The sequence below is a fragment of the Bradyrhizobium betae genome (genome assembly GCF_004123905.1).
GTDB lineage: Bacteria > Pseudomonadota > Alphaproteobacteria > Rhizobiales > Xanthobacteraceae > Bradyrhizobium > Bradyrhizobium betae_A.
Genome location: NZ_MZXW01000016.1, coordinates 810863 through 824942 on the forward strand (window position 1 = coordinate 810863; position 14080 = coordinate 824942).

Below are 14080 nucleotides of genomic sequence, written 5' to 3' on the forward strand. Positions count from 1 at the left end.
GTTAAGGCCTTTGATCCAAGGGAGGCACCTGACAATGACCGGCCTCGATTCCTGGTACGCCTTCATGAAGGCCCATGACGGCAAAGCGCTCTGGGACCTGCTCCATCCCGACGCCGTGTTCGAAAGCCCCGTCGTGCACTCGCCGCAGCGCGGGCGCGACATCACCTTCAAATACCTGGCCAGCGCCGAAAAGGTGCTCGGCGGTCCCGGCTTCAGCTATGTCGGCGAGTGGCGCAGCGCCAATGGTGCCGTGCTCGAATTCAAGAATGTCATCGACGGCATCGAGATCAACGGTGTCGACATCATCACTTTCGATGCCGAGGGACGCATCACCCATTTCAAGGTGATGGTGCGTCCGCTCAAGGCGATCAACATGCTGCATCGCCTGATGGCCGAGCAGTTGGCCGCCCAATCGTAGAGAATTCCACCACTTCAGAGCCCATGCCGGGAGACCACTATGCCGATCTATAAAGCCCCCGTCGAAGACGTGAACTTCCTGCTCAACGACGTCTTCCAGATCGACCGCTACGACAACCTCGCCGGCTTCTCCGATGCGTCGAGCGACGTGCGCGAAGCGATTTTGGGCGAAGCCGCCAAGCTCGCCGAAGAGGTGCTCCAGCCGCTCAATCGCGTCGGCGATCTCGAAGGCTGCAAGCGCGCCGACGACGGCAGCGTCACCACGCCGAAGGGCTTTAAGGACGCGTTCAAGCAGGTCGCCGAGGGCGGCTGGCTTGGTCTGTCGGCGCCGACCGAGTTTGGCGGCCAGGGCCTGCCGGTGACACTCTCCCAGGCGGTCAACGAATTCCAGATCTCCGCCAACATGGCGTTCTCGATGTATGGCGGCCTCACCATGGGCGCGACCGCGGCGTTGATCGTGCATGGCTCGCCCGAGCAAAAGAAGACCTACGTGCCGAAAATGGTGGCCGGCGAATGGACCGGCACCATGAACCTGACCGAGCCGCAATGCGGCACCGATCTCGGCATGCTCCGCACCAAGGCGGTGCGTCAGGCCGACGGCAGCTTCAAGATCACCGGCACCAAGATCTTCATCTCGGCCGGCGAGCATGACCTCGCCCCCAACATCATCCACCTCGTGCTCGCCCGCATCGAGGGTGCGCCCGCCGGCATCAAGGGCGTGTCGTTGTTCGTGGTGCCGAAATTCCTGGTGAATGCCGATGGTTCGGTCGGCGCACGCAACGGCGTGGTCTGCGGCTCGATCGAGCACAAGATGGGCATCCACGGCAATTCCACCTGCGTGATGAACTACGACAGCGCCACCGGCTGGCTGATCGGCGAAGAGAACAAGGGCATGCAGGGCATGTTCGTGATGATGAACGAAGCCCGTCTCGGCGTCGCCGTGCAGGGCCTCGCGCAGTCCGAGGTCGCCTATCAGAACGCGGTCGCCTATGCCCGCGAGCGCATCCAGGGCCGCTCCCTCACCGGCGCCAAGGCACCGGACAAGCAGGCCGATCCGATCATCGTGCATCCCGACGTGCGCCGCACGCTGCTGTCGATCCGCGCCTTCAACGAGGCCGCGCGCGCCTTCGTGATGTGGACCGCGCTGAAGAGCGACGTCGCGCATCGCTCCGAAGATCCGAAGGACCGCCAGGCCGCCGACGATCACATGGGCCTGATGACGCCGGTGCTGAAGGGTTTTCTCACCGAGTACGGCTTCGCCAATGCGGTGCAGGCGCAGCAGATGTATGGCGGCCACGGCTACATCGCCGAGCAGGGCATGGAGCAGTTCGTGCGCGACGCGCGTATTGCGATGATCTATGAAGGCGCCAACGGCATCCAGGCGCTCGACCTCGTCGGCCGCAAGCTGCCGCGCGATGGCGGGCGTGCCATCATGGCGTTCTTCGGTGAGGTCGGCGCGTTTGCCAAGGAGAATGGCGGCGACGAGGCCATGAAGCCGTTCGTCACCCCGCTGTCGGCTTCGCTCGGGCATCTCCAGCAGGCCACCACGTGGCTGATGCAGAACGCGATGATGAAGCCGGATAACGCGGGCGCCGCCGCAACCGACTACCTGCATCTCTTCGGCTTCGTCGCGCTCGGTTACATGTGGGCGAAGATGGCGAAGGTGACGCTAGGGAAGATTGCCGAGAGCGGGGCGACGCCCTATCTCTCCACAAAACTCGTCACCGGCCGCTTCTTCATGGAGCGCATGTTGCCGGAGACCGCCGCCAATCTCGCGCGCATCCAGTCCGGCTGCGCCACCATCATGGAACTGCCGGCGGAAGCGTTCTGAGGCTTTCGCCCACGAATGATCGCGACCGCGCGACGGTCATAACAAAATAACTGCAATCAGGAGGCTCCCATGGCAGATGCCTATATCTACGATCACGTCCGGACCCCGCGCGGCCGCGGCAAGGCCGACGGCGCGCTCCACGAGGTGACCGCGCTCGCGCTTGCGACGGTGCCGCTGAAGGCGCTGAAGGACCGCAACAACCTTCCTGAAGACTCCGTCGACGACGTCATTCTCGGCGTGGTCGATCCGGTCGGCGAAGCCGGCTCCGACATCGCGCGCTTCGCCGCGCTCAAGGCGGGCCTCGGCGAGGCCGTGCCCGGCGTGCAGATCAGCCGCTTCTGTGCTTCCGGCCTCGACGCCGTGAACTTTGCTGCCGCGCAGGTGATGAGCGGCCAGCATGAGCTGGTGATCGGTGGCGGCGCCGAATCGATGAGCCGCGTCGGCATCGGCGCCTCCGGCGGTGCCTGGCCGATGGATCCGTCGATGGCGGTGCCGTCCTACTTCATGCCGCAGGGCGTCTCGGCCGATCTGATCGCCACCAAATATGGCTTCTCGCGCGACGACGTCGACGCCTATGCTGTGCAGAGCCAGCAGCGTGCGGCCAAGTCCTGGGAGGAGGGCCGCTTCAACAAGTCCGTGGTGCCGGTGAAGGACATCAACGGCCTCACCATCCTCGCCAAGGACGAGCATATGCGTCCCTCGACGACGATGCAGTCGCTGGCGCAGCTGCAGCCGTCGTTCACGATGATGGCGCAGATGGGCGGTTTTGACGGCGTCGCGGTGCAGTCGCATCCCGAGATCGAGCGCGTCAACTACGTGCACCACGCCGGCAATTCTTCGGGCATCGTCGACGGCGCCGGCGCCGTACTGCTCGGCAGCAAGGAAGCGGCCAGCAAGTATGGCCTGAAGCCGCGTGCAAAAATCCGCGCGTTCGCGAACATTGGCTCCGAGCCGGCGATGATGCTCACCGGACCGGTCGACGTCACCGAAAAGCTGTTCGCACGCTCCGGCATGACGAAGTCGGACATCGACCTGTTCGAGCTCAACGAGGCCTTTGCCTCGGTCGTGCTGCGCTACATCCAGGCCTTCGACATCGACAACGCCAAGATCAACGTCAATGGCGGCGCGATTGCGCTCGGCCATCCGCTTGGTGCGACCGGTGCGATGATTTTGGGCACAGTGCTCGACGAACTCGAGCGCACTAACAAGTCCACGGCCCTGGTGACGCTGTGCATCGGCGGCGGCATGGGCACCGCGACCATCATCGAGCGGGTTTAAGGGTAGGGAGCAACCAACATGGCTTACAAGAACTTCAAGGTTGAGACCGATTCTGATGGCATCGCGCTCGTCACCTGGGACATCCCGGGCCGTTCGATGAACGTGCTCGACGAGACCTCGACCAGCGAGCTCGACGCGATCGTCAAGGACACCACGGCTGATGCCGCGGTGAAGGGCGTGGTCATCACCTCGGCGAAAGAGGCTTTCTGCGCCGGGGCTGATCTCTCCATGCTCGAAGGCATGAACCAGGCCTACGCCAAGGTGCTGAAGGAGCAGGACGAGACCGCGGCAAACCAGATGCTGTTCGACCAGGCCCGCCGCTTCTCGCAGGTGCTGCGCTCGATCGAAACATCAGGCAAGCCGTGGGCGGCCGCGATCAACGGCCTCGCGCTCGGCGGCGGTTTCGAGATCACGCTGTGCTGCCACTATCGTGTGGCCGCGGAAAACCCCAAGACCCGTCTCGGCCTGCCCGAGGTCAAGGTCGGCCTGTTCCCCGGCGCCGGCGGCACGCAGCGCGTGCCGCGGCTGGTGCCGCCGCAGGACGCGATGACGATCCTGCTCAAGGGCGATCCGGTTGCGGTGGAGAAGGCCAAGGCGCTGAATTTGATTCACGCCATCGTCCCCGCGGCCGATCTCATCAAGGCCGCGAAGGACTGGATCAAGGGCGGCGGCAAGGCCGTCGCGCCCTGGGACGAGAAGGGTTTCAAGCTCCCGGGCGGTCCGGTGTTCTCCAAGGCCGGCATGATGATGTTTCCGGCCGGCAACGCGATCTATCGCCGCGAGACCTACGACAACTATCCGGCCGCGCGCGCGATCATGAGCTGCGTCTATGAAGGCCTGCAATTGCCGATCGACGCCGCGCTGCGCGTGGAGTCCCGTTACTTCACTTCGGTGCTGCGCTCGAAGGAAGCGGCCGCGATGATCCGCAGCCTGTTCCTGTCGATGCAGGAATTGAACAAGGGCGCGCGCCGTCCGAAGGATGTGCCCGCAACCAAGGTGAAGAAGATCGCCGTGATCGGCGCCGGCTTCATGGGCGCGAGCGTCGGCTACGTCTCGGCCCGCGCTGGCCTCGACGTCGTCCTGATCGACCGCGACCAGGAGAGCGCCGACAAGGGCAAGGCGCATGCGCAGAAGGTGATCGAGGAGCAGATCAAGAAGGGCCGCGCCAAACCTGGTGATGCCGAAGCGCTGCTCGCGCGTATCACGCCGACCGCCGACTATGCCGCGCTGAAGGATGTCGACCTCGTCATCGAGGCCGTGTTCGAGGACCGCAAGGTCAAGGCCGACACCTTTGCCAAGGCGCAGGAGCATATGAAGCCGGACGTGATCTTCGCGTCGAACACCTCGACGCTGCCGATCACCTCGCTGGCAGAAGGCTTCAAGGACCAGGGCAAGTTCGTCGGCATCCACTTCTTCTCGCCGGTCGAGAAGATGATGCTGGTCGAGATCATCAAGGGCAAGAACACCGGCGATGTCGCGCTCGCGACTGCGCTCGATTACGTCCGGCAGATCGGCAAGACGCCGATCGTCGTCAATGACTCTCGCGGCTTCTTCGCCAACCGCTGCGTCGGCCGCTACGTCGCCGAGGGCAACGAGATGTTCCTCGAAGGCGTGCCGCCGGCGATGATCGAGAACTGCGCCAAGATGGCCGGCATGCCGGTTGGCCCGCTCTCGCTGTCCGATGAAGTCGCACTCGACCTCGGTCTCAAGATCATGAAAGCGACGGAGGCCGATCTCGGCCCCAACGCCATCAATCCCGATCAGAAGAAGCTGATGGTGGAGATGGTCGAGAAGCAGGGCCGCCTCGGCCGCAAGAACAGCAAAGGCTTCTACGACTATCCCGAGAAGGGCAAGGGCTCGAAGAGCCTGTGGCCCGGCCTCTCGGCACTCCAGCCGAAGCAGCTCGACCCTGATACGCTCGATATCGAGGAGCTGAAGCAACGCTTCCTGGTGGTGCAGGCGGTGGAAGCCGCGCGCACGGTGGAGGATCACGTCATCACCGATCCGCGCGAGGCCGATGTCGGCTCGATCCTCGGCTTCGGCTTCGCACCGTTCACGGGCGGCACGCTCTCCTACATCGACTTCATGGGCACGAAGCAGTTCGTCGCGCTCTGCCACAAGCTCGAGGCGAAATACGGCTCGCGCTTCACCCCGCCGAAGCTGCTCGAGGAGATGGCGGCGAAGGGCGAAACCTTCTACGGCCGCTTCGCGCCGAAGAAGGCGGCGGCCTGATCTATTGACCTTGTGTCCCGGATTGAGCGTAGCGTCATTCGGGACAGCTCCAACACGTGAAGACCCGGATTGCGCTTGACGCAATCCGAATGATGCAGGAACAGAGCGGCCGGGTCAGCGATCCGGCCGTTCAGGTTTTGGCGCCTTCTATCACGGTTGTGTCATGACGTTCCCAGGTTGTGGAACCCGTCACAAAATCCGCGTAGGTACCGTGCCATAGTTCCCGCTGCAATATCGCGCAAATTCCATGGGCGCGTCAAAGCGGTGCCGTTCTTTTGCTCGGCTCTGGCATTAGTTTTGCTACGAAATTCGGGCAGGCGGGGTTCGACGGCCGCCTTAAGCCGACACTTCTACGGCCGCCTTAAGCCGACACGTTGAAGATTACGAGGAAAGTTCTGCAATGAATGCGCTTGCACTCCAGAAGACCACGCTCGCCCCCGAACTGGCCACGAAATATGTAGCTGCACCCGCATTTGCCCGTCTCTCGCCGCAACCAAATGGCGCGCGTCTGCGGCGAAAGGGACCGATCTTTTGGGCGGCTTTGGCCCTACTTGTGCTGTCGGCGGACGCGTTGCTGGCTCTGCTCGCCTGGGTCGCCGTCGATCTCGTCCTGAACTGAAATCTCCCGCCTGTGCATCAGATATGTCGCACCTAGGTAGGCGAGCTCCGAAACCACGAGACAGGCGGTAATGATCGTAACGCCTCCGACGAGGCCAAATTCGTAGATGTGAAGGATGATCGCGGCAAACAGCGCGATGAGCGGTGAGATCAGGACCAAGGCCCAGACCCGATACGTGAATCCGGTAGCCAGTCCTGCCAACGCACTGACGAGAATCAGGATAAAGGCAACGGTCAACTTCAACCCCGATACGAGCGTGTCTGGTCTGCAACTCAAGCTTCGCGCCCTTCGCGGGCGGGAACAAGACAGAAGTGCTTACATAGTACGAACAGAGGTTCATAAGTTCTAATTAATAGTTACGATGAGCGCGCGGGATGGGTTCAAGCCCACTCCGTTAAGGTAAATGGGCTCGCCCCCTTCCGTCCCGCCGAACGGCGAGAACGCCCGGCCCGAGACCGCATCATCGGCAAGATTGGCTTTCCAGCTGCCCTCGTCGCCGCACCCAATGCGTACCTCGAAGCGCCAGCCATTCTGGTTGGTAAAGGCGATGTCCGTTCCGCCCGTCTTCCTGGCATAGCCGCACGGATATTCGGTCGGCCGATCCGGAAAGACGATCTTTCCTTCCTTGCTCGTGAACACGGCCGAGGTGATCTGCGGGTGGATCATGAAGATGCAATTGCGCTGCGGCAGATCCGGCGTCGACAGGCCAAGCATCGCAAGCGGTGCTGGCCGCCATCATCAGGACGATGATGTTCATGGGGCGGCTGTCTCGAGGAGGTGTCCTGGGACTTCGACGCCGGCACCGATCGAATGGATCACCATGAAAAAGGACCGGATCGTCGATTAGACCCTTCGCTCTTGGGGTCCTGCGCGGTTATTTCGCCTGCGCGAGACCTTCCTTCTTCAGCGCCTCCTGCACCTGCGGCCGCGCCGCGACGCGGGCCTTGTAGGCGGTCAGGTTCGGCATCGCCGACAGGTCGAACTTCATCCGGTCGCCCCAGGTCAGCATCGTGAAGAGGTAGCCGTCGGCCACCGTGAACTGCTGGCCCATCAGGTAGTCGCGGCCGGCGAGCTGGCTGTCGATGTATTTCAGCTTGCCCATGACACGATCCTTGAAGAACGCCTTGGCCTCGTCGTTCAGCGCCGGCGCAAACATCGGACCGAAGCTCTTGTGGACCTCCGAGGTCAGGAAGTTCAGCCATTCGAGCAGCTTGTAGCGCTCGGAGCTGCCGTGCGCGGGCGCCAGCGCCTTGGCTGAAGCCCGGTCGGCGATCATCTGGACAATGACCGGGCCTTCGGTCACGATCTCACCGCTGTCGAGGCCCAGCGCAGGCACCTGGCCCTTGGGGTTCAGCTTCAGATAATCCTCACCATTTTCGAGCTTCTTGGCCCGGAGATCGACCTTGACCAGCTCATAGGGCAGGCCGGCTTCCAGGAGCGCGATGTGGGGGGACAGGGAGCAGGCGCCGGGCGTGTAATAGAGTTTCATGGAATTTCCTCCTCTTGTTGCTTGGCTGGGGCGAAAGAACGCCTACATGCACCTGCATGAAAGAGTCAAGATTGATGCAGGTGCATCGAGTGGAGTAAGAGACGGGCGACGAGCTTGAGTGGGACCATGAAACGCAAACCATCGACCGAGGCTACTTCGGCCTGGATCCGCCTGATGCGGGTGCAGAGCCGTGTGCTCGACTGTGTCGAGCAGGATCTGAAGAAGGCCGGCTTCCCGCCACTGGCATGGTACGACGCCCTGCTCGAATTGTCGCGCGCGCCCTCGGGCGAGCTGCGGCCGGTGGAACTCGAGCGGCAGATGCTGATCCCGCAATATTCCACGTCGCGCCTGATCGACCGTCTGGTCGACGAAGGCCTCGCCTCGCGCCGCGAATGCAAGATCGACAAGCGCGGCCAGTTCGTGGAGATCACGGAGGCCGGCCGTGAATTGCAGAAGCGAATGTGGGGCGCCTATTCGGCCGCGATCGAGAAATATGTCGGCTCGAAACTGTCCGATGCGGATGCCGTCAAGCTCAGCGGTCTGCTCGACCGCCTCGGCTGTTCGTGCGGCGAGATGAAGCTGCCGCCCGTCGTCCACTCCAACGAAACCACGCCGTCGCGATGATCGCGCGGCACACCAGCTCGTCCGTGCGCCCGGTGGGTTCGCGGACCATCCCCGTCACCCGCGCGCGTTCCGTCGAAGCGCCCTTTTGATTAGAGTTTGATATGGCGCGAGACCAGATCGATATGACGCCGCTGCAATCGCGCGACGAGCTCGTCGCGTGGTTCGAGGCCGGCTGCAAGGACCCGTCCGAATTCCGTATGGGCACCGAGCACGAGAAGACGCCGTTCACGCTCGAAGGCCACCGCCCGGTGCCCTACGAAGGTGCGCGCGGCATCGGTGCGCTGCTCGAAGGCATGAAGCTCCTGCTCGGCTGGGAGCCGATCATGGAGAAGGGCAACATCATCGGCCTCTACGACGTCACCGGCGGCGGCGCGATCTCGCTCGAGCCCGGCGGACAGTTCGAACTCTCCGGCGCGCCGGTCGAGAACGTGCACCAGACCCAGAGCGAGCTGATGGCGCATCTGGCGCAGGTCCGCGAGATCGCGACCCCGCTCGGCATCGGCTTCCTTGGCCTCGGCATGACGCCGTCCTGGTCACGGGCCGACATCCCGGTGATGCCCAAGGGCCGCTACAAGATCATGACCAATTACATGCCGAAGGTCGGTCAGTACGGCCTCGACATGATGTACCGGACCTGCACGGTGCAGACCAATCTCGACTTCTCCTCCGAAGCCGACATGGTCAAGAAGCTGCGCGTCTCGCTCGCGCTGCAGCCGGTCGCAACCGCGCTGTTTGCCAATTCGCCTTTCACCGAAGGCAAGCCGAACGGCTTCCTGTCGTTCCGCTCCGAGATCTGGCGCGACACCGACAACGCACGCGCCGGCATGATGCCGTGGGCGTTCGAGGACGGCATGGGCTTTGAACGCTATGTCGATTACGCGCTCGACGTGCCGATGTATTTCGTCAAGCGCGACGAGGACTACATCGACGTGTCGGGCTCCTCGTTCCGCGCCTTCTTCGACGGTCGCAACAACAATCTTCCCGGTGAGCGTCCGACGCTGTCGGATTGGGCCAATCATCTCTCGACGATCTTCCCCGAGGTGCGGCTGAAGCGCTATCTCGAGATGCGCGGCTCCGACGGTGGCCCGTGGGGCCGTCTGCCCGCGCTGTCGGCGTTCTGGGCCGGGCTGCTCTACGACGACGTGTCGCTCGACGCGGCCTGGGACCTGGTGAAGCACTGGAGCGCACATGAGCGTCAGGCCCTGCGCGACGACGTGCCGCGCTTCGGCTTCAAGTCGCGGATCAAGGACCGCTATCTGTTCGAGATCGCCAAGGAAAGCCTCGTTCTGGCACATGCCGGCCTGCGCCGGCGCGGCCGGATCGACCAGCTCGGCCGCGATGAGACGCGATATCTGGAGCCGCTCGACCGCATCATCGATTCCGGCCGGACGCCGGCCGAGGACATGCTTGAGAAGTTCAACGGCCCCTGGAATGGCTCCGTGGAACCGGCCTACGCGGAATACGCGTTCTAGAGCCATGTCCGTTCCGATAAATCGGAACAGGGCTCTAGATTCTCATTTTGACGCGTTTTCTTGACGCGAACCGGTGCCCACCTCCGCTCGAAAACGCTCTAGGCCGATAGGCCAACGACCAGGACTTAAGCCGTTCATCGCCCATACAGGTTTGCGGCGATCAAATGACCGGCTGAAAAAACCTGAGCGTCGTCAATAACTCGAAAGCTGTTCCGATGGGGAAGGGCCGCCTGTCCGGGGCCGTCATGGCAAAGGGCTTGGCAAGCGTCGTGGCCTGCGCCGCGTTGTTTTCGCTCGTGCTTGCGAGCTGGCCTGCGCGCGCCCAGACGGCGTTCGACCGGCCCGGCGGCGACTATTTCAGCCAGCCGATCACGTCAGGTGATCCCGAGGATTGCGCGCTGCTCTGCGAGCGCGACCGCAAATGCCGCTCCTGGAGCTTCAGCTATCCCGACATCGAAGGCGGCTCGGCGGTGTGCTGGCTCAAGAACACGGTGCCCCAGCGCGTGCCGGGCAATTGCTGCATCTCAGGTGTCCGCGGTGCCGGCGTGATCGAGCCCCGGGTCGAGGGCGTCGAGACGTCGATCGACCGCCCCGGCGGGGACCTGCGCAATTTCGAGCTCAAGGACGGCGAGGGCGAGGAGGCCTGCAAGGCCGCCTGCACCGCCGACAACAAGTGCCGCGCCTTCACCTATGCCCGGCCCGGTTACACCGGCCGCGAAGCGCGCTGCTTCCTGAAAAAGGACATCAAGCCGCCGCGGCGGAAGGCGGGATTCACGTCTGGCGTGGTGAGATAGAAAAGGTGCCGTAGGGTGGGCAGAGGCGCGGAGCGCCGTGCCCACCATCGATCCTCAACTGCGTTTCGTTGTGGTGGGCACGCTACGCTTTGCCCACCCTACGGCATCTCACTCCGCTGCAATCACCGTGATCTCCGGCCACAGCGTCTTCCATCGTGCCGCTTTCGCTGCGTAATTCGCTGCGGAGAAATTCGCCCCCGGATTGGGCCGCGCGATCAGCCCTGCAATATCGTCGAACCCATGCGGTGCGTAGACTTCGTAACCCTCGCCGCTGCGCCTCACGCCAACTTGCGTATTCTGTGTCAGGAAGCGGTCGATGCCGTCCGTCGCGCGGCTGAGCGGCGGATAGGGCAGGCCGTGCTTGGCGGGGTACCACAGATGCACGCGCGCCTGGTTACGCGCCTCGATCTTCACCGCGAGATGCGCAAGTTGCACCGAGAGCCGGCGGATCACGGCGTCCTCCGCGTCCCAGGACGTATCAGGATCGAAGTAGAAGACGTCGTAATCGGCGATGCCATGATCGACGGCGCGGCCGGTCATCACGTTCCACACCGTTTGCACGAGGCATCCCGAGACGAGCCAGGCATCCGGCACGGCCAGGCGATGGAGCTCATCGAGGATCGCGACGTTGACCGGATTCTTCAGCGCCAGCGTGAGGAAGCGAGCCTCATCCATGGCGTCTGTCACGCGCGCATGCCTGCATCATAATCTGCGCGCGCCGCCTTCGATGCGAGCGTGCGCCAGCGCCGCCGCAGAAACGGCTCCACGACCGCGCGCTTCGCCTTGGACAGGCGGATCAGCACGATCGGATAATCGGCGTAGTGGTCAGTGAAGTAGAAGATTTTTGGTTGGCTCTCGACCAGCATCGCGCGCTCGTCGATCGGGACATCAGGCATCACCAGGCTGTCGCCATCCTCTTTCAGGCGCGCCAGCATCTTCTCGCGCACCTTCAGAGCGGGCGTCCCGTAGGAGGTGCCGTCCTCGACCTCCGGCCACGTCAACGCAAATTTTCTGACGTCGTCGAAGGTCATTGGGATCAGCTCAGTGCACGGCGGTGAAGAACCGCGCGAGCCTGAAACCGGACAGCCAGGTCCACACCGGCTGGCCGCGCATACCGAGATCCCAGGAGCCGAGCACGGCATCCGCACGGCCGACCAGATTGTCGATCGGCAACAGGCCGACGCCGCCGGAGCGCAGCGGCACGCGGCTGTCGGCGGAATTGTCGCGGTTATCGCCGAGCACGAAGAGATGGCCGGGTGGCACTTTCACTTCGGGCGTGTTGTCGAGCGGGCCGTTGTCGCGCATCTTGAAGATCAGATGCGACACGCCGTTCGGCAGGGTCTCGATATAGCGGTAGGCGGGCTCGCTGCCGCCATTGTCGTCCTCGGCAGCGCCAACGCCATCCGGCTTCAACTCGGCGGGACGGTCGTTGATGAAGAGCTGGCCCTGACGCATCTGGATGCGGTCACCGGGAAGTCCCACCACGCGCTTGACCCAGGCCTGCGAGCGATCGCCCGGCCAGCGGAACACCACGACGTCACCCTGCTTCGGCGTCTCGGCGAAGACGCGACCGGTCTCGGGCAGGTTGATCTGGATCGGCAGCGACGAGGTGCCGTAGCCATAGGGGAATTTCGAGGCGAGCAGCGCGTCACCGATCAGCAGCGTCGGCTCCATCGAGCCTGACGGCACGTAGAACGGCTCGGCGAGTGCGCCCTTGGCGATGAACACGGCGGCGACGATGCCGGCGAGCTGCATCAGCTGGCCGGCCCAGCCGCTGCTCTTCCGCTTGGGAGCGACAGTTACCTTCTCAACGCTCATGCGCCCGTTCCACCCACCGTAATACGCTCCATCAGAAGAGAGGGCTGGCCGACACCGACAGGCACGCCCTGGCCGTTCTTGCCGCAGGTGCCGATGCCGGTATCGAGCGCGAGGTCGTTGCCGATCATGCGGATGCGATGCAAATCGGTCGGCCCGTTGCCGATCAGCATGGCGCCCTTCAGCGGCGCGCCGATCTTGCCGTTCTCGATCTTGTAGGCCTCGGTGCACTGGAACACGTACTTGCCCGAGGTGATGTCGACCTGACCACCGCCGAAATTCGCGGCGAACACGCCGTTCTTCACCGAGGCGAGGATCTCGGCCGGATCGCGGTCGCCCGCGAGCATGTAGGTGTTGGTCATGCGCGGCATCGGCACATGGGCGTAGCCCTGGCGGCGGCCATTGCCGGTCGGCTTCATGTTCATCAGCCGCGCGTTCTGGCGGTCCTGCATGTAGCCGACCAGGATGCCGTCCTCGATCAGCACGGTGCGGTTGGTCGGCGTGCCCTCGTCGTCGATCGACAGCGAGCCGCGGCGCGAGGCGATGGTGCCGTCGTCAACGACGGTGACGCCCTTGGCCGCGACCTGCTGGCCCATCAGGCCGGCAAACGCAGACGTCTTCTTGCGATTGAAGTCGCCCTCGAGGCCGTGGCCGACGGCTTCATGCAGCATCACGCCGGGCCAGCCGGCACCAAGCACGACGTCCATCTCGCCGGCGGGGGCCGGAATTGATTCGAGATTGACCAGCGCCTCGCGCAGCGCACCGTCGGCGGCGTCGCGCCAGTTCTTGCTCTCGATGAATTCGGCATAGCCGGCGCGACCGCCATAACCCTTGCTGCCGCTCTCCTGACGGTCGCCCTGGCCGGCGACGACGGAGACGTTGACGCGCACCAGCGGGCGGATGTCGCGATAGCTCTCGCCGTCGGGACGCAGGATCTCGACGACCTGCCAGGTCGCGCCCAGGCTGACGCTGACCTGCCGCACCCGCGGATCCTTGTCGCGCAGATAGGCGTCGATCTCGGCGAGCAGTTTGACTTTCGTCTCGAAGCCCGGCGCATCGAGCGGATTGTCGTCGGCATAGAGCCGTACATTGGTGTGAGGGGGCGGCGCGGCAAAACTGCCGGAATAGCCGCCGCGCACCGCCGCGACCGCGTCAGCGGCGCGAATCAGCGCCGGCAGCGACACGTCGGAGGAGTGGGCGTAGCCCACGGCATCATCCTTGACCGCGCGTAAGCCAAAACCCTGCGAGGTGTCGTAGGTCGCCTGCTTCAGCCGCCCATTGTCGAACATCAGCGCTTCGGTCTGGCTGTATTCCAGGAACAATTCGCCGTCGTCGGCGCCGGCAAGCCCGCGCGCGAGCTCGTTGCGAACCTGGTCGCGGTCGAGATTGGCGCGGTCGAGCAGGGAGGTTGTGGCAGGGTTGGTCATCGATCACCCATTGTCGGAGAGATGTCTGGCAAGATAATGGCTTCCCGGCCGTTCGGCGAGAGGGCGGGCCGTCACATTACGG

Annotated in this window: 14 protein-coding genes; 7 read left to right on the top strand and 7 right to left on the bottom strand. The window is 63.8% G+C overall.

Annotated elements, in window-relative coordinates:
- Window positions 1–34 precede the first annotated feature (34 nt).
- The 4 genes from B5V03_RS14065 (at window position 35) to B5V03_RS14080 (ending at window position 5758) form a co-directional block, all read left to right on the top strand.
- Entirely contained in the window at window positions 35–418 is a 384-nt protein-coding gene (locus B5V03_RS14065) for a nuclear transport factor 2 family protein (protein ID WP_164987992.1), read from the top strand.
- 39 nt (window positions 419–457) lie between these two features.
- On the top strand, window positions 458–2248 hold the full coding sequence (locus B5V03_RS14070) for an acyl-CoA dehydrogenase C-terminal domain-containing protein (RefSeq protein ID WP_129270880.1): 1791 nt from the start codon (window positions 458–460) through the stop codon (window positions 2246–2248).
- Window positions 2249–2317: 69 nt separating this feature from the next.
- The gene (locus tag B5V03_RS14075; protein ID WP_129270881.1) at window positions 2318–3526 is read left to right on the top strand and encodes an acetyl-CoA C-acetyltransferase; all 1209 of its coding nucleotides are present in this window, start codon (window positions 2318–2320) and stop codon (window positions 3524–3526) included.
- Between the two features lie 18 nt (window positions 3527–3544).
- Window positions 3545–5758, top strand: coding sequence for an FAD-dependent oxidoreductase (locus tag B5V03_RS14080; protein WP_129270882.1), 2214 nt, complete (start codon window positions 3545–3547; stop codon window positions 5756–5758).
- Window positions 5759–6305: 547 nt separating this feature from the next.
- On the opposite strand, the gene B5V03_RS14090 is transcribed toward B5V03_RS14080, so the two are convergent.
- The 3 genes from B5V03_RS14090 to gstA form a co-directional block, all read right to left on the bottom strand.
- The gene (locus B5V03_RS14090; RefSeq protein WP_164987993.1) at window positions 6306–6614 is read right to left on the bottom strand and encodes a hypothetical protein; all 309 of its coding nucleotides are present in this window, start codon (window positions 6612–6614) and stop codon (window positions 6306–6308) included.
- A 108-nt stretch (window positions 6615–6722) separates the two neighbouring features.
- Window positions 6723–7091 carry a hypothetical protein gene (locus B5V03_RS14095; RefSeq protein ID WP_206736144.1) on the bottom strand — a complete coding sequence of 123 codons (369 nt, stop codon included), beginning with the start codon at window positions 7089–7091 and terminating at the stop codon, window positions 6723–6725.
- Between the two features lie 160 nt (window positions 7092–7251).
- A complete protein-coding gene (gene gstA, locus B5V03_RS14100) occupies window positions 7252–7866 on the bottom strand; it encodes a glutathione transferase GstA (RefSeq protein WP_129270885.1) in 615 nt (204 codons plus the stop codon).
- Between the two features lie 126 nt (window positions 7867–7992).
- Between gstA and B5V03_RS14105 the strand changes: the two genes are divergently transcribed.
- From B5V03_RS14105 to B5V03_RS14115, 3 genes are all read left to right on the top strand, one after another.
- A complete protein-coding gene (locus B5V03_RS14105; RefSeq protein WP_129270886.1) occupies window positions 7993–8490 on the top strand; it encodes a MarR family winged helix-turn-helix transcriptional regulator in 498 nt (165 codons plus the stop codon).
- Window positions 8491–8591: 101 nt separating this feature from the next.
- Window positions 8592–9962: a glutamate--cysteine ligase gene (locus B5V03_RS14110; protein WP_129270887.1), complete on the top strand. Its 1371-nt coding sequence runs from the start codon at window positions 8592–8594 to the stop codon at window positions 9960–9962.
- Between the two features lie 215 nt (window positions 9963–10177).
- The gene (locus B5V03_RS14115) at window positions 10178–10756 is read left to right on the top strand and encodes a PAN domain-containing protein (RefSeq protein ID WP_129270888.1); all 579 of its coding nucleotides are present in this window, start codon (window positions 10178–10180) and stop codon (window positions 10754–10756) included.
- Between the two features lie 108 nt (window positions 10757–10864).
- Here the strand turns inward: B5V03_RS14115 and B5V03_RS14120 are convergent, their stop codons facing one another.
- From B5V03_RS14120 to tldD, 4 genes are read right to left on the bottom strand one after another with little or no spacing between them, the layout of a single operon-like run.
- Complete coding sequence (locus B5V03_RS14120) at window positions 10865–11431, bottom strand: nucleotidyltransferase family protein (protein ID WP_129270889.1); 567 nt, start codon at window positions 11429–11431, stop codon at window positions 10865–10867.
- Between the two features lie 8 nt (window positions 11432–11439).
- The gene (locus B5V03_RS14125; RefSeq protein ID WP_129270890.1) at window positions 11440–11787 is read right to left on the bottom strand and encodes an MmcQ/YjbR family DNA-binding protein; all 348 of its coding nucleotides are present in this window, start codon (window positions 11785–11787) and stop codon (window positions 11440–11442) included.
- A gap of 10 nt (window positions 11788–11797) precedes the next feature.
- Window positions 11798–12574, bottom strand: a complete 777-nt coding sequence (lepB, locus tag B5V03_RS14130; RefSeq protein WP_129270891.1) for a signal peptidase I — start codon at window positions 12572–12574, stop codon at window positions 11798–11800.
- Window positions 12571–13998, bottom strand: coding sequence for a metalloprotease TldD (tldD, locus tag B5V03_RS14135; protein WP_129270892.1), 1428 nt, complete (start codon window positions 13996–13998; stop codon window positions 12571–12573). The genes lepB and tldD overlap by 4 nt, the downstream gene beginning before the upstream one ends.
- Window positions 13999–14080: the final 82 nt, after the last annotated feature.